Below are 26,261 nucleotides of genomic sequence, written 5' to 3'. Positions count from 1 at the left end.
ACTTTCATACAACATTGAAATACAACGAACGCCCGACAAACATTCATTATACGTTCATCGGGCGCTACTATCTTAGTATTAAAAGATTGTTTTACATCTTAGTCTTTTCAAACTTGTTCTTTTCTGCCATCAGCAGTTTCTCAAGTTCCAGTGTCATTTCAGGATTTTCCTTTGCTACATTCTTCTTTTCAGAGGGGTCGTCAACTACATTATAAAGCTGTACATTCTTGCTGTTGCCGAGTTCAGTCTTGGTCCAATACTCCAACGCAGGCTTATCGCTTGTTTCGATATATTTCCAACCGTCTTTCAGGATTGAAAGCGTATTGTGCAGATTCTGCTGGATTACATAGTCGCATCCCTTTGTATCCGCTCCGATAAGAGTGTTCAGATAATTGCGGCTGTCAGGAGCCTGTCCTTCAGGTATTTCATAACCCAACAGTCCTGCGAATGACGCAAAGAAATCGACAGTAGAATAAAGTCCTTCCTGTACGGCAGGCTTAATCTTCTCCGGCCATCTTACGAGCAATGGAGTACGTGTACCGGCTTCGTATGCACTATACTTACCACCGCGATAATTCAACATAGGAGTATGTCCGTTCAGCAGTTCACGAGCCTGGTCCTGATAACCGTCGTCAATCACGGCACCATTATCACTCAGGAATACGAAGATAGTATTGTCGGCAATATTCAGACTGTCAAGGGTATTCATTATCTCGCCCACTGTCCAGTCCAACTGAAGGATAACATCTCCACGAGTACCCATACCACTCTTTCCTGCAAATCTCGGATGCGGTACACGAGGTACGTGTACATCCTGAGTTCCCATATAAAGGAAGAATGTAGTGTCCTTGTTGCTTACTATGAAGTCCTTAGCCTTCTGAGTAATGATATCAGCAATCTTTTCATCATCCCACAGTGCAGACTTACCGCCTGTCATCCATCCTATGCGAGGAATACCGTTGATGATGGTATTATTGTGTCCCTGACTTGGTTTAAGCTTGACAAGTTCAGGATTTTCCTTACCTGTAGGCCAGTCTCCTACCTTATGGTCATAGCTGACAGTTATAGGGTCATTAGGGTCAAGTCCGTCCACGCGTCCGTTTTCTACAAACACGCATGGCACACGGTCAACCGTAGCCGGAATAATGTATTCATAATCGAAACCTATATCCTGAGTATTAGGCTTGATAAGTCCGTTGAAATCTGTTCCTCCCTTAGGGCCAAGTCCGAGATGCCATTTACCTACGGCTGCAGTAGCATAACCTTCTGCCTTGAACATATCGGCCATAGTTGTACATTCTGTATTGATAATCAATTCAGAGTTACCCGGTGCGATACCTGTATTTTCCTGACGCCAAGGGTACATACCGGTAAGAATACCAAAACGAGTAGGTGTACTTGTAGAAGAAGTAGTGTAAGCATTTGCGAACTGAAGTCCCTGACTTGCCAGACGGTCGATGTTTGGAGTCTGGATTTTTGTCGCACCGTAGCAACTCAAATCGCCAATACCAAGGTCGTCAGCTATAAGGAATACTACGTTAGGATTCTTCTGTTTGTTTTCCGATTGATTTTTAGAACCGCCACCTGAACATGCACTGAGCAATGCCGCAGCTGAAATCAATCCCAAGTGAAAAGTGTTTTTTTCCATAAGGTAAGATTTAGTTTAAAATGATATATGTGTACAAAGATACGAAATATTATGAAAAATACATTAATCACGCAAAGAAAATAATATATTTTATTTATACTGACATAATAAATAAGAATATTTCCATTAGTTCTAATCAGAATTCAAATCTTACTTCATATAAAAAGGTAAATGTTATCCCTTCTTTAGGATTCCATTTACCTTTAATATACAATCAAAATTTATGGGCAAGTTCTGTAGCCAAACGACATCCATCAGTATTCTCAATCTCACCTTCATTTAAGACATCCGGTATCAGAACTTCACCTGCAAGATTCCATTTCAACAAGGAAGCAGTCTTCTCCATTGGTATTCTTACACCATCCATTACAGACATATCATTTTCCTCGCAACAAGTAATCAGGCCCCACTTCTTTCCGGATACATTCTTCTCCCTAGCTACAAGCGAGAATAAGCAATCAATTACTCCTTTTATTTGTGCCGGAATAGAATACCAATAGACAGGCATGGCAAACAGAACTCCATCCGAATCAAGAATAGAAGATGCTATAGCATCAAAATCTTTATTGAATGTGCATGCTCTCCCGGTCTTATAACAAGTCATGCACGCATGACAACCACTTATATTCATTGAAACAGCATCATAAAGATTAATAGTATGACCGCACTTTTCAGCTTCTTTTATAAACGCACGTGTCATGGCAAGGCTATTTCCATTCTTCCTCGGACTACCTGTAATAACAGTAATTTTCATATTTACTTCTCCTTATTTTTTATTGTATTTGAATTCTGATTATAGGCTTTTGCCACACATTTCCATTCACCGCCAATCTTCATAAGTAGAAGATAATCAGTAAAATCTATACGTCCACCCCAGTTTTCCTCCAAAACACGAACTACAGCAAGTGTCTCTTCCACATCGATTACGTCTATACGCGCCTTGAAACCGCTGTCCGGACCAACATTGTCTACATTCCTGTAGAATTGTTCTATACTGCCATGTTCCAACTGACCGTCTAAATATCCGAACAGGACAGCTTCATCTATAAAAAGATGTTTAGCATACGAACTGTTGCCTTCTGCAACACTCCTCACAAAATTCATGGCCGCAAGTTCTACAGCCTTGTATTCCTCTATATTCGCTCTCATAATTATAGGTTTATGTGTCAGTAATCATAATGGCACAAAGTTAGAGGGTAGTTGTTATTTCCACAAGTACCGAAAAATTTTTCGGTATATGAAAATTTTTTCATCATATCATAGTTTTGTAATTTTACGCTTGTTTTTGAGTGATAATAAATTTCAGTTCCATAGACTTATGTACGAAAGAAAAATACCGGTAGACTTGGATTGTCCTTTAAGGCTGACAATCAGCCTTATAGGTTCAAAGTGGAAATCATGCATCCTGGATGAATTGCGAAACAAATCATTACGTCCGAGCGAACTTCATAAAATATTTCCTGAAGCCACTCCACGTGTACTTGATTTACAGTTAAAAGAACTGGTGGAAGACGGATTGGTCACGAAAACCATATACCCTGAATTACCTCCACGTTCGGAATATACCATCTCATCATTAGGCCTGACATTGATACCAATTATTGATGCCATGATTGAATGGGGTAATAAGAATGAAAATTTATTTATCAGAAAATATGGGAAAGCTATTTCAAATGATATAACAGAGAATTAGCCTGACAGAAGTTTATTCTACAGGCTCGACAAGTGCAAAATTCCTTTTCATTTTCTCTAAATACAACCTATATTTAGAGAAATACAAGTTATATTTTTATATAAACAATCTATATATATAAAAACACAATCTGTATATAGAGAAAATGTAAGGTCATTCATGATTTTATTCAAGCTTAAAATACAAATCTCTTCATGGCATTATACACACCGTCTTCATCTACAGATGACGTAACATAGTCTGCCACATCTATAAGGACCTGATTAGCATTTCCCATAGCAATACCTAATCCCGCCTTTTTTATAATCGTAACATCATTACCTCCATCACCGAAAGCCATTGTTTCATCTATGCTAATGCCTTCGTGCGATATAATATCCAGAAGTCCGTTACCCTTATTGGCATTAGTCGCAGTTATATCGGCAAAGTCCGGATACCAACGTGATGAAACACATCCGGAGAGGTACGGCATAATCTGCTTTTCCTCGGCTACAGAAATGACAGGCGTAAGCTGCAATATTCTTTGTTGCAGAATCTGTTCCACATTATTGTCTTCCCTCATATTGTGTACATTCAGCATCTGGCGGAATATCCGGTCTGTCCTCTCGTCGCTATTGTACATGGTAAGGGCCTTCTCGCCTACCACCATACACGGGAATTTCATATCGTCTGAAAACCTCAACACCGTCAATACATCTTCTTTCGGGATAGGTGTACATGATATTATCTTGCCGTCTGAAAAGCACAATGCTCCATTGGCTGTGATATATCCGTCTATCAGATGCTTTATTTCGTCAAGGTTGTTTATAAGAGATAAAGGACGTCCGGTGGAGATATAAATTCTGACACCTTTTGCCTTTGCCATTGAAATAGCATCTATGGCAGACTGTGGAATACGATGGGTGTTAAAACTCACCAGTGTTCCGTCAATATCGAAGAATATAGCTTTTATCATATGTTATATCAAAATTAATTACGCAATGCACGCATGGCATTGAATACGGCAAGAACCGTAACACCCACATCAGCGAATACAGCCATCCACATGGTGCTGAGACCTACAGAGGCTAGTACAAGGACTGCTATCTTCACTCCTATCGCAAACCAGACATTCTCGCGGGCTATCCTTATCGTACGCCTTGAGATACTTATCGCCTCGGCTATTTTTGAAGGTTTGTCGTCCATCAGAACAACATCGGACGCCTCTATGGCAGCATCGCTTCCCAGTCCGCCCATAGCTATACCCACATCGGCACGTTTAAGCACAGGAGCGTCGTTTATTCCGTCGCCCACGAAGGCCAGAGTCTTTCCTTTATCTACAGACGAGAGAAGAGCCTCCACATGCTCCACTTTGTCTGCCGGAAGGAGTTCCGCATGGCAGATATCTATTCCAAGCTTGCCAGCCACATCCATAGCCACTTCTTTACGGTCACCGGTAAGCATCACAGTTTTACTTATTTCCAGCCTTTTCAGTGAAGCTATCGCCTCAGGGCTATCTTCCTTTATACGGTCGTTTATTACGATATGGCCGGCATATTCTCCATCTACAGCCACATGTATTATAGTACCTATCCTATGACAATCATGCCATTTCACACCGATACTGTCCATCATCTTCTGATTGCCCACACACACCGTACGTCCTGCCACATTTGCCTTTATTCCATGTCCGGCTATTTCTTCCACGTCAGTTACCGGGCAACCGTCGTGCGCCTCGTTTGGAAAAGCCGAACGAAGGGCTTCACCTATGGGATGTGTAGAGAAATGTTCCACATGTGCGGCAAGATGCAGCAACTCCTGTTCGTTGAACCTGTCCGAATGGACAGCCTCAACGGCAAATTCTCCTCGTGTGAGTGTTCCGGTCTTGTCGAATACCACAGTACCAATCTTTGAAAGTGTGTCCATATAATTGCTTCCTTTTATAAGGATACCACGGCGTGAAGCTCCGCCAAGTCCACCGAAAAATGTAAGAGGGACACTGATTACCAACGCACAAGGACAGGACACAACCAGAAATATCAGGGCACGATGGAGCCATAATGGGAACGATTCCATAAAGGCCGACGGTGAAAACAGCGGCGGAATAACGGCAAGAAACAGTGCGGCTATAACCACTATAGGAGTATATACACGTGCAAAACGTGTTATAAACGATTCGCTGCGCGACTTGCTGGCATCGGCATTTTCCATGAGACTGATGATTTTCGACACAGTGCTTTCTCCGAAACTCTTTGTGGTCTTAACACGGATAACTCCCGTAAGGTTTATGCAACCGGACATAACCTCATCGTTAACCGACAATTCGCGCGGCATACTCTCGCCTGTCAACGCTATGGTGTTAAGTGACGATGTACCCTCTACAACTATTCCGTCCAAAGGAACTTTCTCTCCTGGTCTGATAACAATTGTTTCGCCTACATTGACCTCCTGAGGAGAAACTGTAACGATTTTTCCATTTCTCTCCACATTTGCCACATCCGGACGTATGTCCATAAGATGCGAAATGCTGTCGCGGCTCTTTCCTTCGGCATAACTCTCAAACAACTCGCCTACCTGAAAGAAAAGCATAACGAATACAGCCTCCGGATACTCAGTCTCAGCACCGGGGAGGAAACCTATACATAAGGCTCCTATGGTAGCGACAGCCATAAGAAAATGTTCATTAAACACATCTCCTCCGGCTATGCCTTCGCATGCCTCTTTTAATGTCCCGTATCCGACAATAAGATAAGGCACTAGATAAACAAACAGTAACTGCAAGGTTGACAAGTTACCATGTTTCTCAATTATTGCCGCCACTATGAGCAACAACGAGGTGATTACGATAAGAGTAATCTTTCCTCTCAGACCACTATGCGCATGATTGTGCTTATGGTCGTGTACATGTTCATTATTCTCTGTCATAATTCAAATCTTTCTGTTTCGTGACGCAAATATAAAATGGATTTTATAAAACCTGGTTGCATAAAAACTTTGCGGGAGTATATGCAACCGGGTTGCATAAAAACGGACAGGCGTACAAATGTACTTATTTTTTTATATCTTTGCCGCGATGAAAACAAACAATCAGAAAAGACGATGGAAACTAATGATTTAGCTGACAGTCTGGAGCTTAAGGGAGTAAAACCGACAGCAAACAGAATACTTGTTCTGAAAGCCCTGAAAGAGCAGGCCTGCCCCGTGAGCCTTACCGACCTGGAGGACATACTTGCCACTATGGATAAATCGAGCATATTCCGTGTACTGACACTGTTTCTGGAACACGACATAGTACATTCGTTCGAGGACGGACGCGGAATACTAAACTATGAGCTGTGTACAAGCAAAACGGTTTGCAATCTGTCCGACGCTCATATACATTTCTACTGCGAGTCATGCAGAAAATCATTCTGCATGGATGATATTCCTTTACCCGAATTCGAGCTGAAACCTGGATTTACAATGCGCTCCGTATCGTTTGTAATCAAGGGCGAATGTCCTGAATGCGGCAGGAAGCACAAGAACATCATATAAATTTCTTTACTAATAAAAGATTAAACCAAGTATTATGAAGTATAAAGAATCATATGGCATTTATCCGGCAGAAACGGCTGAGCACATTTCTCTGCTGAAATACTCCAAAAGCTCATGTGGAGTAGATTTCCTTCTTAATTCGGCCGAAAGTTCAGAAAAGCCGGGATGGTTCAATCTTGAAAAACGGTATAAAACTGATTTCTTTGAGTTTTATTTCTTTCGTAAAGCAGAAGGCTATATGATTTTGTCGGGCAGAAAGATAGAGTTGCACCCTAATATGGTACTTGTAGTATCCCCTTTCCTGATTCAGGAATGGCATGTCAGCCTGGACAAGTTGGACTATACATTCTTAATATTTCAGGAGGAGTTCATCAGCAATTTCCTGTCCGACAAATATTTCATGTACAGACTACTGTATTGCTACCAGCATGACTATCCAACTTTTTTCGATATGCCGAATAAAGAAATGGCGACATATCTCTCAATCTTGCAACAAATGAAAAGAGAACTGCATAATCCTGTAGCTGACAGTTATCATATGATTGTAGCCTGTCTGTATCAGTTTCTTCTATTACTGAACAGATTCTACGCCAGGCATTTCAACCTTCCTTTCGCACCTCCGCAGAACAATTACGCATACCAATACAAAGAACTGCTGGAAAAACATATTTCCGAGAAGACACGGGTCACGGACTATTCTGAAATGATGAACATAAGCAGGGTAACTCTAAATAAGGCTGTCATGCGTGAGTTCGGTCTGTCGGCCGTACACCTGCTGAAACAGCGGTTGCTACAGGAGGTGAAAAACGATATTCTTTTCTCCGATATGTCTGTAAAAGAGATAGCCTTCCGCCTGCATTTCTCTGAGCCGAACCATCTGATGCGTTTCTTCAAGCAGATGACAGGACAGACCATCAGTGAATTTGTGACATCTGTCAAGCCAATATAACTAGTTTCACGGTTTCAACTTTATTCTCTCGTGATAAAAATAATTTACTATAACAGGCTTCCCTTTCTCAGAACGCCCGTAAGGCAGGTCGTTAACCATATAAGGGAAACCATTTTGTTTTGCGAACATTGAGATTTCTTTTTCGAGGGACTCCCAATAGTTCATCCGTTTCTTATTGTAAATTTCATCATACAAGTCATAAACATCCGGATGATTGTCTTTAATGTAACTCATGACAGTACACTTGAATTGTCCCCGAAGATTAAGATTTTCAAGCCATATCAAATCGGCAAAATCCCTGACACGCTCGATAATAGCTTTCACATCGGTAATCCCCGGAAATATAGGCGACACGAAGCATACTGTACGTATCCCTGCTTCATACACCTTTCTCATGGCCGCAATTCTCTGCTCGATACTTACGGCGCGATCCATATCCTTACGGAACTGTTCATCCAAGGTATTTATAGACCATGAAACAGTAACCTTCGGGAAATTCTTCAGCAAGTCAAGGTCACGCAAGACAAGATCGGATTTGGTACATATCATTATCTCGGCATTTGTACCTTTCAGCTCTTCCAGAAGTCTGCGAGTCCTGCAAAACTCCTCTTCGTATGGATTATATCCGTCTGTAACAGAACCGATAACAATCCTCTGGCCATCGTATTTATGTGGATTGGCTATAGGTTTCCAGTTTTTCACATCAAGAAAAGTTCCCCACGGTTCCGTGTGCCCGGTAAAACGTTTCATGAACGATGCATAACAATACTTACATGCATGAGGACATCCCACGTACGGATTGACAGAAAATCCTCCAACCGGCAAAGACGATTTTGTCATCACGCTTTGCACATCTATTTCTTTGACAATTTCTTTTTCCATGTTTTTTGTATAAACTGTTCAGGTAATTCTTGGATCATGTTATCTTCCCCCATAATAGGCAAGAGATCTTCTTTCATAAAAACAGGAATATTACATTTTTTTGCTTGTTCAGCTATATGTAATACCCACTCTGGCCTGGCATCAACTTTTCCTTTTCTTTTTCCTGTTTCTGTTCCTATAACAACCCAGTCAAACCCTCTAAAATCAATTTCGCCTATATCCTCAAAAAGAGGTTCAAATGTGGCATGATAATGTCTGGCTTTAATGTATTTCTTTAAATCTGTAAGACGTTTTTTCTCTGACGCTCTGGTTACAGTCACACCCATCCACGCATTTTCATCGTCTGTTCTGAAATCAATAAGTTCAGGTCGCTTGGTCAATAATATGTAAGAATGCTGAGGATTAATAGATATACGATTGAATATTTCATTATTCCATTCTGTTTTCCAATCAGAGAAATCGCTCATTCCCGTAAGAAACCATACATGTGATACAGGATTATCCATAAGATATAATTTCCTGCCCAAATATTCCGGCTTTGAGAAGTCATCAGTCATATGAAACCTGTTGCAGTTACACCTGGCATAACAGTAGCTACACCCTATAGTACAACCTATAACAATATTCATATTCTGAATCAGAGACTTAATACAAACAGTCATATAACTTATATTTTTCAGCAAAATTAATCCTTATTATACACTAAAGATGTACCATAATAGTTGCGAAAAATACCAATTTGATAAAGAGACGAAGATATATTATAACATAAATGGAAGAATAGGCAAACAGCTGAATTCTTGCCTATTCTTCCGTTATCAAATGGTCCGTAAATAAAAACCGATATCTTATTTCACTCTAACTTTAACAATAACTTTCTTCAGTTCCACTTCTGTCACACCAGGTGCGTGAGCATCTTCAGGGAAGAAAATAGCGAACATCCCAGGTTTCACAGTCAGATAGTCAGTAGCATGTCCGGGATAGAAAGTTACATCCTTTTCTGCATTATATTCAGCCTCAGCAAGGTCTTTTCTCGGCATATATCCCATAAGTTCAGTGCCTGTGAGAGGAATCTGGATGTCGATGAAGTTATTGTGTGTCTCTATTTTTGCATCATCCTTAGTCTTTGGTCTGGCAGCAGCAAAGTTAACGAACAGTTCGCCTTCTTTCAGCACTACCTTACCAAGTTCGTGAGCATTAAGGTCTGTCGATTTCAAAAATTCAATAGCCTGAGCAAACAGCGGATTTACAGAGGCATACATTCCAATGTTTTCAAGTTTGTCGATAATCATAATCGTAAAATTAAAAATTAATACTACGCAAAGGTATGAAAAATGAATGGAAAACCATTAATTTAACAATGTGAATATTATCCATGTTTTAACCTCCCAATTAACTATATCTACCAAAAATTAAATGTATTGATATCGCAACATAATAATTAATAAATTATTATTGCTAATTTTGTCATATAGTACTGGATTTTAAAATATGGATCAATTAGAAAAACTTATATTATTAAAGCAGAAAGCCGCATGTCAAGGACCTCCACAAGATGCCAGTGAGCCAGCATTCAAAGCACATGCGAGGAAAAAGCAGTCACTTTTCCGTCAGATGGTGTTAGGTATTCCATACGATCCTAAACACAAGTTCGGTAAGTATGGTGCTTTCCTTATGGAGCCATTCGCTTCATTAGGATATAATTTCTGTGAGGTTTATAGAAACGAAATACTTAATGGTATAAAGGAGCGATACGGTAAGTTAAATATGGCTCTCCATGAAGGACTTATGGGCAATATGCTAAGGAGTGAACATATTCCTTGGAATGTATTTTATCCAATGAAATCTGATCTGCAAGCCACATCTGCTCTATTAAAAGAAATCCTGAAAACAGATAAGATAGATAAGGTAACAGATATTCGTATTGAGTGGGCTCCTAAAAAAGAGGACGCACTTGACGACAATACTTCATTCGATACATATATTGAATATATTTATAATGGGAAAAAGTGTGGTGTAGGTATTGAAGTGAAATATACTGAGGAAGGATATCCTTTTGGGAAACTAGAAAGGAAGAGAGTTATGGAGCAGGAAGATTCTCTATACGCTACCAAGACTCGCCAATGTGGACTATACACAAATGAGATAAGCAACAACCGTCTGAGTGAAACATCGCTCTGCAAAAATGAATATCGCCAGATATGGAGAAACCATTTGTTAGGTGTGACAATGGTTATGAACGGACAAATTGACAGATTCCATAGTATCACACTTTATCCAAAAGGGAATACTCATTTCAAGAAAGTACTTCCGGAATATGAAAAATTACTGTCAGAATATGGAAAATCGACATTCGGATATATTACTATTGAGAAACTAATTCTCCTTATAAGTAAACATTTTGAGATGAACGAAAAGAACAGGCTATGGGTAGATTATCTGAATACAAGATATCCTTTTATATAGTCATAAACGGTATTTAATAGTGTTCAAACACTGTTTGAATACTATTTAAACTAAATCAATGAATAAAAAACATCATTCAATTGTTTATAATAACCAAGTAATTTGTAACTTTGTTATAATTCGTGCGAACTATTAAAATCTCAAATGATTATGGATAAAAAAGTTCTGGATTTTGTTACATTTTGCATTAGCACATTGGCAGTACATCTTCATCTGTCGCAGAGAGAAGTTTATAAACGGCTTAAAGATTCAGGGATACTGTATGGATACATTGTCCCCTCATACGATGTACTGCATACATTTGGTTCGCGTTATCTGATGGAAGACCTGACAGATTATATGAAAGAGAAAGGAGTTCTATAATTATGAAAGTATATCATGCTTCAAGTGTTATAGTAGAAAATCCGGACACGATACATTCAAGGGAGTATCTTGATTTCGGACAGGGATTTTACATTACAACAATACGTGAGCAGGCTGAAAAATACGCACAACGTTTCCTGCGTAGAGGTAAACCTGCTTGGCTTAATATTTATGAGTTAAGTTATAATATTGATAAATGGAAATTACTTCGTTTTGATTCATATAACAGTGAATGGTTGGATTATGTCGCAAATTGCCGTATAGGGGAACCTGTAGAACTTTATGATATGGTCATTGGAGGTATTGCCAACGACCGTGTTATTTTAACATTAGACAGATATTTCGCAGGTGAATTATCCAAAGAACAAGCATTAGGTTTATTGAAATACGAAAAGCCAAATATACAATTATGTATTCGGTCACAACAAATGATAGATGAATGTTTAACTTACATTGAAAGTATTAAATTATGACAGGAGTTTCAAAACAGATATATAAAGGAGTAAAATGCTCAAACATAATATCAAGCTTGAGTGAGATGTATCATATAACAATTGAAGAAGCTACAGATATATATTATAGTTCTGAAATAGCAGACCTTATAGACGAGGGTATTGCTGACCTACATTGCAGAAGTGACAAATATCTTGCTACAGAAATCTGGAATGATTATATCGCTCAAAATCATAATTAAGAATATCTCATATTCTCCTTTGAAAACCCGAAAACTTTTAATATCTTGACAACATAAATCTTTAAAAAACACTTATTTTATGGAAATCTGGCAAATATGGCTTGCCATAGCACTGGCACTTGTAATAATAGAAATAATTACCGTAGGTTTTGCAGCATTATGTTTAGCTATTGGAGCCGTTGGCGCAGCGGTGGCATCTTGTTTCACCGACTCTTTGGTATGGCAGATTACGGTCTTTGCCGTTTTCACTTTAATATCATTCATCTATGTACGCCCGTTCATGCTCAAATTTCTTTCAAGGAAGAAAGATTCGCCTAAAAGCGGAGTGGAAGCTCTTATCGGACGAACCGCCATCGTTGAGGAAGATATCGTACCGGAAACAAACAGCGGACGCGTAGCCATTGACGGGGACAGGTGGAAGGCTGTATCGGAAGACGGAAACAATATTATGAAAGGTGAGAAAGTTGTCGTTCTTAAAGTGGACAGCATCATACTTACCGTCAGAAAAGCATGATAAATATCTTTATTATAAACATCTAAAAACACACATTCATTATGGGAGCTTTGATTATTGTAGGGCTTGTGGCGCTTGTTGTAATAGTTTTTGCTGTGCAGGGGCTTAAAATCATCCGCCAGGGGGAAACAAAAGTTATTGAAAGACTGGGAAGATACCACAGTACGTTGTCTTCCGGTATAAATATCATATGGCCTATTCTCGACAGACCGAGGAAGGTTTATACAAGGTATGTGGTAACCAGAATGAATGGAACTACACAGACACTTATAAGGATGTCGGATGTAATAGACCTTCGTGAACAGGTTTACGATTTCCCGGAACAGAGCGTGATTACCAAAGATAACGTAACCACCAGCATTAACGCATTGCTGTATTTCCAGATTACAGACCCGTTCAAATCGGTATATGAGATAGAGAACCTGCCAAACGCAATAGAGAAACTTACTCAGACAACCCTTCGTAACATTATCGGCGAGCTGGAACTGGACGAAACTCTTACATCGCGCGACACAATCAACTCCCGTCTCCGAGAAGTACTTGACGAGGCAACAAACAAATGGGGAGTGAAAGTGAACCGTGTGGAACTGCAGGATATAACTCCTCCCGAAAGTGTACGCCGTGCAATGGAACAGCAGATGCAGGCAGAACGAGAACGTCGTGCAAAAATTCTGAAGGCTGAAGGTGACAAGACATCGAAGATTCTTTATTCCGAAGGTGAGAAGGAAGCGCAGATAAACCAGGCCAAAGCGCAGAAAGAATCGCAGATTCTGATGGCACAGGGTGAAGCGGAAGCTAAAATACTTCAGGCCAAAGCAGAGGCTGAAGCTATTGAAAAACTGGCTGAAGCCATCAAAGGCTCAAACTCAGATCCGGCATCTTATCAGATTGCACTTAAATACATAGAGACTCTGAAGGAAATGGCAAGCGGAAAGGATAACAAGACCGTTTACATACCGTACGAGGCTACTTCCCTACTAGGTTCTTTAGGAGGCATTAAGGAGATATTGAAGGGATGAGTCCGAACATAATTTTAAACTTGCCCGCATTCGAATTAAAACTTGCCCGCGTTTTACTTTAAATGCGGGCAAGTTTTTTTATAAAATGAGTGGTTCTAAACTTAATCCCACAAACGAAGCACATCGGTCTCTCCCCAATACCAATGGGTAAAACCGGCTATCGCATTCCTGTAACGATATATGTATGAGTCTGCTTTTTCTCCACGCGTATTCCTGACGGGAATAACTCTCACATCAGATGGTAACTGAGATTTCTCAGTATCTATGGAAAGGAAACGGAACTCATGTCCTCTGAGTAACTTATCGGACATTTCAATAATACGATATCCTGTATGCAGATGCGAGTCAACCATTGTGCAGCCAAAAGGCATGACTCCGCTCATCTCGTATGCGCTCCCCCCTTCACGAACAGTCAGCGAACGCGACAGAAGCACCATTCCTCCTCCTTCGGCTATAATCCTTCCACCTTTGTCGGCATAATTCTTAAGCTGTTTCATCAATGATTTCCTACGATGCAACTGACGGGCAAACATTTCAGGGAAACCTCCCGGTATATATATGATATCTGCTTCAGGGAGATTATTGGAGTACAGAGGACTGAAGTATGTGATACGTCCAATTGCTGAAAGCCTGTCAATGTTTTCCTTATATATAAGGTTAAATGCAGAATCACGAGCAACAGCTATTTTCAAAGATTTATGTATTACATCATAATTACCTGTTCCTTCTACGTCTGATGTATATGGAAGAGTATACTCGCATGGGAATATACGTGTACACATCTTCAGAATACGGTCTATATCGATATTCTGCTCTACATAATAAGCTGCTTTCTCTGCCACTTCCTCTATTTCTGAGCGTACAGACAGTGTAAGTGCTGTGTGGCGCTGTGGGAGTTTCAGACTTTCATCAAAAGGAATATAGCCAAGACTGTTCAAACCGGCATCATTACAGGCATCCTTGAGATACGAAAAATGTGTAGACGATGATACATGAGTGAATACCACTCCTGCTATTTTCACCTGAGGGCGGAATAATTTATAACCATAAAGCATGGGAGCAACAGAATATGCTGCCGATCGGGCATTCACAACCAGTATAACAGGAACTGAAACCACTTGCGACATCTCTGCACTACTCCCCTGCATCCTTCTATAGCCGTCGAACAGTGCCGAATTGCCCTCTATCACACATACATCTGATTTCTCGCCATATTTGTTGTACACGTATTGAAGATGTGTACGTCCTGCAAACCATGAATCAAGGTTTACAGAGTCTGTTCCTGAAGATATGGAATGCAGCTGTGTATCCATAAATCCCGGACCACATTTATAAGGCTGAACCTTTATTCCACGTTTCTTCAGGGCACGAAGAAGTCCTAAAGCGAAAATAGTCTTTCCGCTCCCCGATGTTGCTCCTCCTATCAGAAATTGTGGTTTCATCCTTGTGTTACAGTCTTTATAATGCCGATACAAAAGTACAAAAAATATCTTTTCGGCATAGTATCGAACAATTTCTATACCTACAAAATCATGGTAGAAATAGTTTTTTCAGGCTATTTTTTGTAATTTCGCACAACTTTTTTCCGACAATGGAAAGTTTTGAAACACAAAATAAGAAATAACGATATGAATATAAAGTTTTTAAGCCTTGCAAGCGGAAGTAGCGGAAATTGTTACTTTCTGAGCAACGGCAACACATCTATTCTCATAGACGGAGGATTGGGAATACGTACAGTGAAAAAGATTTTCAAGGATCACTGCCTGAATCTGGGCGATGTGAAAGCTGTATTCGTAACTCACGATCATGCCGACCACATAAAGGCTGTAGGGCACCTTGCAGGAAAACACAATATACCCGTATATGCAACAGCAGAAGTACACGAGGGTATAAAAAGAAGTTACTGTATGACAGAGAAGCTGGCAGACAATATGAAAAGGTTTATCAGTAAAGGTGAGACTATAAAACTGAATGACCTTGAGATAACATGTTTTGAAGTTCCGCACGACTCGACTGACAATGTGGGTTACAGCATAAAGATATGCGACAAAGTGTTCACGTTCATAACAGACATTGGACGAATCACTCCCATTGTGGCCCAATATGTAAGTATTTCCGACTATCTGGTTATGGAAGCCAATTACGACAAGAGTATGCTAGACAGTGGTCCATACCCCACTCACCTGAAAGAAAGAATTGCAAGCGGCAATGGTCATCTGTGCAACAGGGAACTGGCAGAATTTATTTCATGCAATTTCCCTTCACAACTGAAGTACCTGTGGCTATGCCATTTAAGCAAAGACAACAATCACCCTGAACTGGCTTTGAAGACAGTAGAAACAGCTTTAAAATCAAAAGATATAATTGTAGGAAGAGATCTGGAGGTAGTTCCATTAAGAAGGACGTCACCAACAGGAATTTTCGAACTATAATATTTCAGGAACGCATTTTCGAAAGGAAATCTGATATAAGAGGCAACATCTTTTCCGGCTCAGACAATCCGTCGCACAATGTTTCGACAGGGCAACGTCCTGTACCGTCACGGTTTATAATATAATCTGTCTTTATATCAAAATCTGTAATTACTCCGGCACTGCGTAATAAGCTCAATGCCGGAGTACTTATTATGTGTGTATGAAGTCTTGAAACTTTTCCCAAAACCATAAGGGCAGCAGCTCCCCTCCCTACCACTTTATCTGCTATGGTAGCTCCATTGAGCAACTGGGGCTCATTTATAAGTATATTATACAGATCTGCTACACCTCTGCGTGAGAATGTCCGCATCTCAACGCCATTACCTATGACGCAAGACCAGCCTCCTTTCTGCAACTCGTCTTTCAATGACGACACCTCACCATTCCAAGATTGAATCATAATTTGTTCTGCTTTAACGACTCAACAAAACTGTCTATACGATGAAGTTCACGAGGAATATTTATATCCTGTGGACAATGTTCTATACACTGTTTGCAACCGATACAATGACTTGCCTGTCTCAGTTTCGGAACACTTCTGTCGTAACCTATGAGATATGCCCTACGTGCCTTATCGTAATTCTCATCCTTGCTTGACTTTGGTACATTACCCTCGTTAACACACTTGTTATAGTGTACCAATATGGCAGGTATATCAATACCATACGGACACGGCATACAGTATTTGCAGTCATTGCAAGGCACTGTAGGATATTTCTTTATAAGTTGTGCTGTCTCTTCAAGGAATTCCTTATCCTCGTCTGTAAGATGAATTAATGGAGAATATGTACGGATATTATCCTGCAAATGCTCCATGTATGTCATTCCGCTTAAAACTGTCAGCACCTTATCCCAAGTACCGGCAAATCGGAATGCCCAAGATGCGACACTGTCCGAAGGACGCTGTTGCTTGAATCTGTCAACAATATGCTGTGGTACGTTCGACAATCGTCCTCCCAAAAGAGGTTCCATTATAATGGCCTGTATGTTACGTTTTTCAAGCTCTGCATATAGATATTCGGCATTTACATTTCTGCCTGAAGCATGACGCCAGTCAACATAATTCAGCTGTATCTGTACAAAATCCCAATGAACCTTGTCGTGCATGGCAAGAACTTCGTCGAACACATCCTGTGTGCCGTGAAATGAGAAGCCAAGGTTACGGATTCTTCCAGCCTTTCTTTCTTCAATAAGGTAGTCTAACATACCATTATCTATATATCTGGCACGGAAAGTCTTCATCCCTCCATTACCGATGGAATGAAGGAGATAATAGTCAATATAGTCCACCTGAAGTTCTTCGAATGACCTCTTATACATCTTTATGGAATTCTCGCGCGTGTAGTTTGAGAAATTGGATAACTTTGTCGCTACATAGAATTTATCCCTCGGATGACGTTTAAGAGCTATACCTGTAGATTTTTCCGACCATCCCTGTACATAAACCGGAGATGTATCGTAATAATTCACTCCATGAGCCATTGCATAATCAATAAGCTCATTCACAGCATCCTGATCTATCACATTACCGTCACCTGCAGGAGATGGAAGTGTAGGCCAGCGCATACAGCCATATCCCAACAATGAAACCTTGTCACCACGATCGGAAGTACGATAAGTCATCTTATCTACAGGAACGGGCGAAGTAGGGTCTGAAGATGTATTCTCATCAGATTTACCTTTTCCGCATCCATAAAACAGTCCGCTAACCGTAGCTGTACTTATTCCTACAATCTTAATAAAATCCCTTCGATTTATATTTTTCTTTTCCATACTACAATCTTTATTATTAAATCATTCTATGGCGTTCATGTCCTTCCACATAAATTGTACTGAAAGGACGTGACGGACAAAGGTTTTCGCATGCTCCACAACCTATACATCTTTCTACATTGACCGATGGTATTCTAGGGGCATTCTTGTCTTCTTTATCTATGCTTATCATCTTTATGGCAGCTGATGGACAATGACGCGCACAGTTTCCGCATTCCACTTTATCTTTTACTGCTACACAGTTCTCCATTATAAATACCGCATGACCTATCTGTGTAGAAGCCTTGTCGGCCAGTGAAATAAGATTTATTGCACCTGTAGGGCATACCTCGGAACACTTGGTACACTCCGGACGGCAATAACCTTTCTCATACGACATTTCAGGCTGCATAAGTCTCATCAAGTCCGTTGAAGGACGCAGCACCTGATTAGGACATACAGAAACACACAACTGACATCCGGTACATTTCTTGGCAAAACTGTTTTTGTTCAACGCTCCCGGAGGAAGTATATGTGTATTTCTATGAGGCACTTTCTTGTCTATAATTTCTGCCAATCCTCCGTCTACTTTCATTTCCTGTGCTTTCAATGCGCTTCCTGCAGTAATCATGGCAGCTGTTGCAAGGAATGCCCTTCTGGAATTATCCGCTTCTGCATGACTAATGGTCTTCACATCATTCACTTTGTTCTTACGGAAACGCGATACATAATGTATAGCATCATACTTACACGAATCAAGACAATTCATACATGTCACACAACGGGTATAATCTATATTATGATTTTTAATGTCTATACATGACGACTTGCACTGACGGGCACAAAGGCGACAGTTTTTGCATTTATCCCTATCTATCTCTATTCTGAAGAAAGAGAAACGTGATATACAGCCTAAGATTGTACCTACCGGACAAATAGTATTGCAGTAAGTACGTCCGTTACGCCACGCCAGAATAAATATTGCGATAAAAGTAACTATAGCTATAACAAATGTAGGAAGACTCTTTATCCACACCTCGGTAGAATAAAAGGCATAACTTTCAGCACGTTCTGCAAAATATGCAAGAATATTGTTTCCTGCTTGCCATATCGGAGTCAAAAGATTTGAAGCTATTCTCCCGTACGAACTATATGGCGACAGTAATGCTACCACCGAACCGGCTCCAAGGAAAAAAGCTGCAATGAATATTGCCAGAACTATATATCTTAAATAAAAGAGTGCCGGCGAATACGTGAATCTGTTTTTCTTACGCATTCCACTAAAACGTGAAATGACATCCTGCATAACACCCAAAGGGCAAATTACGGAGCAGTATACACGTCCGAATATCAATGTAAGCAGGAACAAGAAAACCAATATTGCTGTATTTACGGCAAATAAGGCAGGCATGAACTGAATTTTTGCCATCCAACCCAACCAGGAATGTATCGTCCCGGTGAAGTCAAGAAACAATAGTGTTATACAAAGAAAAAACACTAATGCAAGAATCTGTCTAACTTTTCTCAACATAATATAATAATGTCATTTATATACATATTCACACAAAAGTATAGAAAATATGAATATTTTTAAAGAATTATGCCGGATAGATATCAATACTGACTATTAATTAGAACGATTATAGATAATTCAATTGCAATTGCTACACTTTGAATAATCATTTTTTTTTACCATATTTGCCTATACAATCATTTTATAAATCTTATGAGAAGAAAATACATCTTTATATACGTTCTATCATGCCTGCTTATGAGTTGCGGTTCTGTACCACTGACAGGACGTAAGCAGTTATTACTTGTTTCTGATTCGGAAGTTCTTTCATCAAGTCTAACCCAATATAATGATTATATCAAAACTGCCAGGAAATCAACATCTTCATCGCAGACGGCAATGGTCAAACGTGTAGGCCAGAAAATAGCTGTAGCTACAGAAGAATATCTCAGACAGAACGGAATGTCAAACGAAATCAAGAACTTCTCATGGGAATTCAATCTTGTAGCCGACAAACAGGTAAATGCTTTCTGTATGCCCGGAGGAAAGATTGTGGTATACGAAGGGCTTATGGAACTTGTTTCATCGGACGACGAACTGGCTGTAGTAATAGGACATGAAGTGGCACATGCAGTTGCCAAGCACAGTAATGAGAGAATGAGCCAACAGATAGCAGCTCAATATGGTTCACAAATTCTTTCGGCCGCATTATCAGAAAAAAGCACTATGGTAAAGAACGTAGCCGGAACAGTATACGGAATAGGTGCTCAATACGGTGTAATGCTACCATTTTCAAGAACACACGAGCTTGAAGCAGACTATATGGGACTTATATTGATGACAATTGCAGGATATAATCCTGAAGTGGCGGTAAATTTCTGGCAGAAGATGTCGGCACAGTCAGAAGGAGGTGTTCCAGAATTCATGAGCACGCATCCCAGCGACACACACAGAATAAATGAAATAAACAAAATATTGCCTGAATTGAAAAAGTATAAAAGATAATCCAATAATATCTATGATATACATAGCACTGAAATCCATACCGACAGAAAAAGTGTAGTATTTCATGACTTCGCATACATGAGAAATCTAACAGCCAGACTTATAAGGATATATGCTAAAATAGTTGACATAGAAGGCGGATGGATTTTCCTGGATGAAATTGTCGTCAAATAGAGCATAAGCTTCATCATATAAAAATATAAGCCCTAAAGATCATTGCGAACTTTAGGGCTTTATTGATGACCGTAATCACACTTTATCTGCTGACTGATAAAACGACAAGTCGTTTCACTGCAAACGACAGTTCATTTCATAAAAAAAGACAGTACGTATTTACACCTCTAGGCAAACAAAGTATGCCGGATAATTGAATTACTTATTCTTTTTCCAAAGTCTTGTCATATCCTCGAGTGTCTTACCCTTGGTTTCAGGAACCATTTTCCATACGAATACCGCAGCAAGAACACAAATCACTCCATATAGTCCATACACGAACATATGGCCGAATTTAACTCCCATATCTCCGGCACTCATATTGTACATAGGAAGGAATGTAGACGAAACGATAAAGTTGAATATCCACTGGAATGCTACTGCAATTGCCACAGCACCGCCACGGATGGTATTTGGGAAAATTTCTGCTATAAGAACCCAGCAGATAGGTCCCCAACTGAACATGAACGAAGCACTATATATCATAATGCTAACAACCGGAACAATAGCAGGAAGCCCTGTCACAGCGTTGCTTAATGCTACTCCCAATGCTCCAATAGCCATACCTATTGATCCCCATATCAGAAGAGGTTTTCTACCAAGACGTTCAACAGTGAATATAGCAAGCAAAGTAAATAGAATATTTACAACACCCATAAATACTGTTTGAACCATCGGGTTACCCATACCCATACTTTCGAAAATACGAGGAGCAAAATACAATACTGCGTTGATACCTACAGCTTGCTGGAAAACACTCAGCATTATACCTACGAATATAACAGTCCAGCCGTAAGTAAACAGTTTCTCAGTTTTTTCTTCTGCTGTAGCTTTAATATCCTGAAGTATTGCCTTAGCCTGAGTAAGACCATTAATTCTACTAAGAACAAACAATGCCTTTTCGTCCTTACCCACCATTGCAAGGTATCTAGGAGTTTCAGGCACAAGCAAGACAAGCAGTGTGAAAAGACCTGCAGGAACGGCCTCGCTGACAAACATCAGTCTCCATCCGGTCTCTATAGTCCATGCAGCTTCTCCAGGATTAATAATCTGGTTTACACCCTCTACTGCTTTAATAACAGGATTTATATTATCACCAAGTATGAGGAAATTAACGAAATAAACTACCAGCTGACCAAATATAATAGCGAACTGGTTCCATGACACCAATGTTCCACGAATATTGCTAGGTGCAATTTCTGCAATATACATAGGACAAATAGCAGAAGCCAAACCTACACCTACTCCCCCTAATACACGATAGAAATTAAAAGCAATCAATAATGAATATGTAGGTTTTCCATAATCAAAGAAGAGAAACTCAGGCCAGTATGAGCCCAGTGCTGAAAGAAAGAACATAATACCTGCCATGAATAGCGAATTCTTACGTCCGAATCTTGAAGCAAAGAAACCTGATATGGCACTACCGATGATACAACCTATAAGTGCACTGGAAGAAGTAATGCCATGCCACGCATCTGTATAAGCAAAATCACTTGCACCCATAAAAAATGCCTGTAGTCCTTTTTCTGCTCCTGATATAACTGCAGTATCGTATCCGAACAATAATCCTCCCAACACAGCAACGAGGACTATGGAAAAGAGATAGGCTTTGCTGCCTTTTTCTGTATTATTCATAATAACAAGATTCTTAATTAATGAAAAAACGAAATAAGCCGACACACTGCTGTCATAGGTAAAATACCACCGACAACCGTGCGCCGACCATGTTCTGACTATTTATTAATCAGATATTAGCAATACATATTTACAATAGCCTCGTAAAGTTCCTGCTTACCGCTAGTCTGTTTTGGTTCGCCATTAGCCTTAGCATAAGCAACAACATCTTCAAGAGTAAGTTTACCTTCTTCGAACTCTTTACCCTTACCGCTATCGAATGAAGAATAACGGTCAGCAAGCATCTTCTTGTATGGAGATTCTTCGAGCAAACGAGCTGCATTTTCAAGAGCACGAGCCATAGCATCCATACCAGCGATGTGAGCGATGAAAATATCATCAAGGTCTGTAGAGTTACGACGAGTCTTAGCATCGAAGTTTGTACCACCGTTTCCAAGACCACCGCCACGGATAATCTGCATCATAGCCTGGATCAATTCGTAGTTGTCAATTGGGAACTGGTCTGTATCCCATCCGTTCTGATAGTCACCACGGTTAGCATCGATAGAACCAAGCATACCGTTGTCAACAGCTACAGCAAGTTCGTGTTCGAATGTGTGACCAGCAAGAGTAGCATGGTTTACTTCGATATTAACTTTGAAGTCCTTGTCAAGGTTGTGAGCTTTCAAGAAACCAATAACTGTTTCAGTGTCAACATCATACTGGTGCTTAGATGGCTCCATTGGTTTTGGTTCGATAAGGAATGTACCAGTAAATCCTTTAGAACGTGCATAGTCACGAGCAAGAGTCAACATCTGAGCCAAGTGGTCTTTTTCACGTTTCTGGTCTGTGTTAAGAAGTGACATGTAACCTTCACGTCCACCCCAGAATACATAGTTCATACCACCAAGTTCGATAGTAGCATCGATAGCATTCTTAACCTGAACAGCAGCACGAGCTACAACGTCGAAATCAGGGTTTGTAGCAGCACCGTTCATATAACGAGCGTGTCCGAATACGTTTGCAGTACCCCACAACAGTTTGATACCAGTTTCAGCCTGTTTCTGTTTCAAGTAAGCAACAACTTCTTTCAAGTTTGCTTCATATTCTTCGATTGTTTCAGCTTCATCACAAAGGTCAACATCGTGGAAGCAGTAATATTCGATACCCAATTTCTGCATGATTTCGAATCCTGCATCAGCTTTATCTTTAGCAGCCTGAACTTTGTCAGCACTAGTCTTCCATGGGAAAGATTTTGTACCGCCACCAAACTGGTCGCCACCTTCAGCACACAAAGTATGCCACCATGCCATAGAGAACTTCAACCAGTCTTTCATTTTTTTGCCCAAAACTACTTTTTCAGCGTCATAATAACGGAAAGCCATAGGGTTTTTGCTTTCTACACCTTCAAATTTGATTTTCTCAATTCCAGGAAAATACTCTTTTGTTGCCATAATATTCAAAATTTAAAAAGTTAATATTAAAGTTGACAATTAATCTATTATATTGTTTATTTTTATTATAGTTTCTCCAAATATTCTACCCAACGTCCGTAAGCGTCAGCATAAGCAGCGGCATCACTCTGTTTTGGTTCAATAACCTCAAGTTTTTCAAGTGTAGCAAATGCTTCGTTATTGTCTTTATAAATTCCAGCTCCCATTCCTGCACCCTTAGCAGCACCTACAGAGCCGTCAGTATCATAAAGTTCAATTGTTGCACCTGTCACACCAGCCAGTGTTTCGCGGAAGATTGGGCTGAGGAACATGTTTGCATGTCCTGCATGAATCTTATGTACGTCCATACCCATACCTTTCATGATGTCGATACCGTATTTAAACGAGAACACGATTCCTTCCTGTGCTGCACGGATAATGTGATTGCGTGTATGAAGATTGAAGTTCACGCCATTGATAGAGCATCCCACTTCTCTGTTCTGAAGCATACGTTCAGCTCCATTGCCAAAAGGCAATATGCTTACTCCGCCCGCCCCGATAGGTGCTTGTGCGGCAAGGTCATTCATTTCGGCATATGAAACGCCTTCAGGAACGACTGTACGCTTAATCCATGAGTTCAGGATACCTGTACCATTTATACAGAGCAACACTCCAAGACGTGTCTGTTCCTCAGTGTGATTTACATGAGCAAATGTATTTACTCTTGATTTTGGATCGTAGTTTACTTTTCCGTTTACTCCATATACCACACCTGATGTACCTGCTGTTGATGCAATTTCGCCAGGATTGAACACATTCAATGACAATGCATTGTTAGGCTGGTCACCAGCACGATATGTTACAGGTATACCCTCTTTAAGGCCTAATTCCTCTGCTGCTGGAGCCGTAACTCTACCCTGTTCCGAGAAAGTCGGTTTGATATCTGCTATGATAGACTTGTCGAAACCGTAATAATCCATCAGGAAGTCAGCTACACAGTTATTCTTGAAGTCCCAAAACATTCCTTCAGACAATCCTGACACTGTAGTACATATTTCGCCTGTCAACTTCATTGCGATATAGTCGCCAGGAAGCATAATCTTATATATCTTCTCGAAAATCTCAGGTTCGTTTTCTTTTATCCATGCAAGCTTTGACGCTGTAAAGTTTCCAGGAGAGTTCAACAAATGAGACAAACATTTCTCTTCACCTAAAGTCTGGAAAGCCTTCTGTCCATACGGTACAGCTCTTGAGTCACACCAGATAATGGCAGGACGAAGCACATTATGATTTTTATCTACGCATACGAGTCCGTGCATCTGATATGAAATACCTATAGCCTTGATATCTTCAGCCTTTACACCTGACTCTGTCATTATAGCTTTAGTGGAAAGTTTTAGATTCTCCCACCAGTTTGAAGGTTCCTGCTCTGCCCATCCTTGTTTTACAGCTATGATAGCTGCTTCAGTTTTTGGATAAAAAGCAGAAGCCACACACTTGCCTGTAACGGCATTAACCAAACTCGCCTTTACTGACGAACTACCAATATCATATCCTAATAAATACATGTTATTATAGTTTTAGATTACCTTCTTGTTTTATTATATATTTTTTTATCGAACCTATAGTATCTTGCCGCTCTATGCGAAACTCCCTGCTGGAACTCGTCCATTGGTATCACATAATCCATCATCATTATTTTTTTATGGAAATTCCTTACATCAATCTGTTTACCATACAACACTTCATATAAAACCCTTAACTGTAGTGCAGTAAACTTTCTTGGCAACAAATCGAACAAGCATGAAGGATTAAATTCAACATATTGACGTATGAATTTCATCGCCTCTTCTATTATAAGATTATGATCGAAAGCCAAATCTTTTATTTCATCCAGTGGGACCCATTCAGCCTGGAAATTATCAAGATTTTTATTTAGCGCTCTATCAATTTTAACCAGAGAAAGATAAGCTATCGTTACAATACGTTCCACTTTTGCCTTTTCTGCCCTTTCAAGCCATCTGACATCTTTAGGATTCTTTGTTCTATCTTTAGAACCGAATGCCTTGAACTGCATAAGATTTACATTCTTAAAGCCGGTATGTTCGTTCAAAACACGTTTGGCAGCTCCATCCAAATCTTCGTCCATATATATAAGACTACCCGGCAATTTCATATCATGAAAGACTTCTCCACTGTCTTCGCCAATACGTCTTACAAGGAGTACACGTATACGTTCGCCATCGAACCCTACGACTACGCAGTCTACTGAAATGTGATTGTTAGCCAAAGGCATTTTGTGTTCCATATTATATGTGTTTATCTGTTTTCCGAGTGCAAATAAAAAGCATTATTTCGAATTATGCAAGAAATAGAAGAAAAAATATTTCAATCATACAATATTAATTTTCAACACAATACATATCATAGATAATACAATATCCACATATAACCTTTTCATAAAAAATACAATATGTAAATTACGTAAATTTAATAACAATAGCAGACTATAT

General features: G+C 39.9%; 27 protein-coding genes. 11 read left to right on the top strand and 16 right to left on the bottom strand.

Features of this window, described 5'->3' with window-relative positions:
• Positions 1–91: 91 nt before the first annotated feature.
• The 3 genes from I6E11_RS06475 to I6E11_RS06465 all read right to left on the bottom strand — a co-directional run bounded on the left by I6E11_RS06475 (position 92) and on the right by I6E11_RS06465 (position 2,797).
• Positions 92–1,648, bottom strand: a complete 1,557-nt coding sequence (locus I6E11_RS06475) for a sulfatase-like hydrolase/transferase (protein ID WP_235337155.1) — start codon at positions 1,646–1,648, stop codon at positions 92–94.
• A gap of 214 nt (positions 1,649–1,862) precedes the next feature.
• The gene (locus I6E11_RS06470; RefSeq protein ID WP_235337153.1) at positions 1,863–2,402 is read right to left on the bottom strand and encodes a flavodoxin family protein; all 540 of its coding nucleotides are present in this window, start codon (positions 2,400–2,402) and stop codon (positions 1,863–1,865) included.
• A gap of 2 nt (positions 2,403–2,404) precedes the next feature.
• Positions 2,405–2,797: a nuclear transport factor 2 family protein gene (locus I6E11_RS06465; RefSeq protein WP_204507368.1), complete on the bottom strand. Its 393-nt coding sequence runs from the start codon at positions 2,795–2,797 to the stop codon at positions 2,405–2,407.
• A gap of 169 nt (positions 2,798–2,966) precedes the next feature.
• Between I6E11_RS06465 and I6E11_RS06460 the strand changes: the two genes are divergently transcribed.
• A complete protein-coding gene (locus I6E11_RS06460) occupies positions 2,967–3,341 on the top strand; it encodes a winged helix-turn-helix transcriptional regulator (protein ID WP_204507369.1) in 375 nt (124 codons plus the stop codon).
• A 175-nt stretch (positions 3,342–3,516) separates the two neighbouring features.
• Here the strand turns inward: I6E11_RS06460 and I6E11_RS06455 are convergent, their stop codons facing one another.
• Both I6E11_RS06455 and I6E11_RS06450 read right to left on the bottom strand, forming a co-directional pair.
• The gene (locus tag I6E11_RS06455; RefSeq protein ID WP_235337152.1) at positions 3,517–4,296 is read right to left on the bottom strand and encodes a Cof-type HAD-IIB family hydrolase; all 780 of its coding nucleotides are present in this window, start codon (positions 4,294–4,296) and stop codon (positions 3,517–3,519) included.
• 14 nt (positions 4,297–4,310) lie between these two features.
• Positions 4,311–6,245, bottom strand: coding sequence for a heavy metal translocating P-type ATPase (locus I6E11_RS06450; protein WP_394800107.1), 1,935 nt, complete (start codon positions 6,243–6,245; stop codon positions 4,311–4,313).
• Positions 6,246–6,419: 174 nt separating this feature from the next.
• Here I6E11_RS06450 and I6E11_RS06445 point away from each other — a divergent pair, with 174 nt between their 5' ends.
• Both I6E11_RS06445 and I6E11_RS06440 read left to right on the top strand, forming a co-directional pair.
• Positions 6,420–6,854, top strand: coding sequence for a Fur family transcriptional regulator (locus I6E11_RS06445; RefSeq protein WP_235337151.1), 435 nt, complete (start codon positions 6,420–6,422; stop codon positions 6,852–6,854).
• Between the two features lie 34 nt (positions 6,855–6,888).
• Entirely contained in the window at positions 6,889–7,803 is a 915-nt protein-coding gene (locus I6E11_RS06440; protein WP_235337149.1) for a helix-turn-helix domain-containing protein, read from the top strand.
• A 6-nt stretch (positions 7,804–7,809) separates the two neighbouring features.
• On the opposite strand, the gene I6E11_RS06435 is transcribed toward I6E11_RS06440, so the two are convergent.
• From I6E11_RS06435 to I6E11_RS06425, 3 genes are all read right to left on the bottom strand, one after another.
• Positions 7,810–8,685 (bottom strand): radical SAM mobile pair protein B, encoded by an 876-nt coding sequence (locus I6E11_RS06435; RefSeq protein WP_235337147.1) that lies wholly within the window; start codon positions 8,683–8,685, stop codon positions 7,810–7,812.
• Positions 8,658–9,347 (bottom strand): radical SAM mobile pair protein A, encoded by a 690-nt coding sequence (locus I6E11_RS06430; RefSeq protein ID WP_262911681.1) that lies wholly within the window; start codon positions 9,345–9,347, stop codon positions 8,658–8,660. The genes I6E11_RS06435 and I6E11_RS06430 overlap by 28 nt, the downstream gene beginning before the upstream one ends.
• A gap of 186 nt (positions 9,348–9,533) precedes the next feature.
• On the bottom strand, positions 9,534–9,977 hold the full coding sequence (locus tag I6E11_RS06425; protein WP_235337143.1) for a NanQ anomerase/TabA/YiaL family protein: 444 nt from the start codon (positions 9,975–9,977) through the stop codon (positions 9,534–9,536).
• A 199-nt stretch (positions 9,978–10,176) separates the two neighbouring features.
• Here I6E11_RS06425 and I6E11_RS06420 point away from each other — a divergent pair, with 199 nt between their 5' ends.
• The 6 genes from I6E11_RS06420 to I6E11_RS06395 all read left to right on the top strand — a co-directional run bounded on the left by I6E11_RS06420 (position 10,177) and on the right by I6E11_RS06395 (position 13,741).
• Positions 10,177–11,151 carry a PGN_0703 family putative restriction endonuclease gene (locus I6E11_RS06420; RefSeq protein WP_235337141.1) on the top strand — a complete coding sequence of 325 codons (975 nt, stop codon included), beginning with the start codon at positions 10,177–10,179 and terminating at the stop codon, positions 11,149–11,151.
• 150 nt (positions 11,152–11,301) lie between these two features.
• Positions 11,302–11,514 carry a DUF3791 domain-containing protein gene (locus tag I6E11_RS06415; protein ID WP_235337139.1) on the top strand — a complete coding sequence of 71 codons (213 nt, stop codon included), beginning with the start codon at positions 11,302–11,304 and terminating at the stop codon, positions 11,512–11,514.
• Between the two features lie 2 nt (positions 11,515–11,516).
• Entirely contained in the window at positions 11,517–11,987 is a 471-nt protein-coding gene (locus tag I6E11_RS06410; RefSeq protein ID WP_235337138.1) for a DUF3990 domain-containing protein, read from the top strand.
• Positions 11,984–12,208: a DUF3791 domain-containing protein gene (locus I6E11_RS06405; protein ID WP_154042759.1), complete on the top strand. Its 225-nt coding sequence runs from the start codon at positions 11,984–11,986 to the stop codon at positions 12,206–12,208. Before I6E11_RS06410 ends, I6E11_RS06405 begins: the two co-directional genes overlap by 4 nt.
• A 79-nt stretch (positions 12,209–12,287) precedes the next feature.
• Positions 12,288–12,722 carry an NfeD family protein gene (locus I6E11_RS06400; RefSeq protein WP_235337137.1) on the top strand — a complete coding sequence of 145 codons (435 nt, stop codon included), beginning with the start codon at positions 12,288–12,290 and terminating at the stop codon, positions 12,720–12,722.
• Positions 12,723–12,763: 41 nt separating this feature from the next.
• Complete coding sequence (locus tag I6E11_RS06395; protein ID WP_235337136.1) at positions 12,764–13,741, top strand: SPFH domain-containing protein; 978 nt, start codon at positions 12,764–12,766, stop codon at positions 13,739–13,741.
• Between the two features lie 101 nt (positions 13,742–13,842).
• Here I6E11_RS06395 and I6E11_RS06390 read toward each other — a convergent pair whose 3' ends face one another.
• The gene (locus tag I6E11_RS06390) at positions 13,843–15,183 is read right to left on the bottom strand and encodes a cobyrinic acid a,c-diamide synthase CobB (protein WP_235337135.1); all 1,341 of its coding nucleotides are present in this window, start codon (positions 15,181–15,183) and stop codon (positions 13,843–13,845) included.
• Positions 15,184–15,369: 186 nt separating this feature from the next.
• On the opposite strand from I6E11_RS06390, the gene I6E11_RS06385 reads away from it, so the two are divergent.
• On the top strand, positions 15,370–16,173 hold the full coding sequence (locus tag I6E11_RS06385) for an MBL fold metallo-hydrolase (RefSeq protein WP_235337134.1): 804 nt from the start codon (positions 15,370–15,372) through the stop codon (positions 16,171–16,173).
• 4 nt (positions 16,174–16,177) lie between these two features.
• Here I6E11_RS06385 and I6E11_RS06380 read toward each other — a convergent pair whose 3' ends face one another.
• The 3 genes from I6E11_RS06380 to I6E11_RS06370 are packed head-to-tail and all read right to left on the bottom strand — an operon-like array spanning position 16,178 to position 19,498.
• Positions 16,178–16,591: a DUF1893 domain-containing protein gene (locus I6E11_RS06380; RefSeq protein WP_394800109.1), complete on the bottom strand. Its 414-nt coding sequence runs from the start codon at positions 16,589–16,591 to the stop codon at positions 16,178–16,180.
• A gap of 20 nt (positions 16,592–16,611) precedes the next feature.
• Complete coding sequence (locus I6E11_RS06375) at positions 16,612–17,988, bottom strand: aldo/keto reductase (RefSeq protein ID WP_235337132.1); 1,377 nt, start codon at positions 17,986–17,988, stop codon at positions 16,612–16,614.
• Between the two features lie 16 nt (positions 17,989–18,004).
• Positions 18,005–19,498: a 4Fe-4S binding protein gene (locus I6E11_RS06370; RefSeq protein WP_235337129.1), complete on the bottom strand. Its 1,494-nt coding sequence runs from the start codon at positions 19,496–19,498 to the stop codon at positions 18,005–18,007.
• Between the two features lie 195 nt (positions 19,499–19,693).
• Between I6E11_RS06370 and I6E11_RS06365 the strand changes: the two genes are divergently transcribed.
• Positions 19,694–20,485: a M48 family metallopeptidase gene (locus tag I6E11_RS06365; protein WP_235337127.1), complete on the top strand. Its 792-nt coding sequence runs from the start codon at positions 19,694–19,696 to the stop codon at positions 20,483–20,485.
• 372 nt (positions 20,486–20,857) lie between these two features.
• On the opposite strand, the gene xylE is transcribed toward I6E11_RS06365, so the two are convergent.
• The 4 genes from xylE to I6E11_RS06345 all read right to left on the bottom strand — a co-directional run bounded on the left by xylE (position 20,858) and on the right by I6E11_RS06345 (position 26,056).
• Positions 20,858–22,336: a D-xylose transporter XylE gene (gene xylE / locus I6E11_RS06360; RefSeq protein WP_235337124.1), complete on the bottom strand. Its 1,479-nt coding sequence runs from the start codon at positions 22,334–22,336 to the stop codon at positions 20,858–20,860.
• A 116-nt stretch (positions 22,337–22,452) separates the two neighbouring features.
• Positions 22,453–23,769 (bottom strand): xylose isomerase, encoded by a 1,317-nt coding sequence (gene xylA / locus I6E11_RS06355; RefSeq protein ID WP_235337122.1) that lies wholly within the window; start codon positions 23,767–23,769, stop codon positions 22,453–22,455.
• A 65-nt stretch (positions 23,770–23,834) separates the two neighbouring features.
• Complete coding sequence (locus tag I6E11_RS06350; RefSeq protein WP_235337120.1) at positions 23,835–25,316, bottom strand: xylulokinase; 1,482 nt, start codon at positions 25,314–25,316, stop codon at positions 23,835–23,837.
• Between the two features lie 17 nt (positions 25,317–25,333).
• On the bottom strand, positions 25,334–26,056 hold the full coding sequence (locus I6E11_RS06345; protein ID WP_235337118.1) for an NUDIX hydrolase: 723 nt from the start codon (positions 26,054–26,056) through the stop codon (positions 25,334–25,336).
• Between the last annotated feature and the right edge of the window lie 205 nt (positions 26,057–26,261).

The sequence above is a fragment of the Bacteroides caecigallinarum genome, from assembly GCF_021531075.1.
GTDB lineage: Bacteria > Bacteroidota > Bacteroidia > Bacteroidales > Bacteroidaceae > Phocaeicola > Phocaeicola caecigallinarum_B.
The sequence above is the reverse complement of the archived record's forward strand: the minus strand, read 5'-3'. Positions and strand labels throughout refer to the sequence as shown.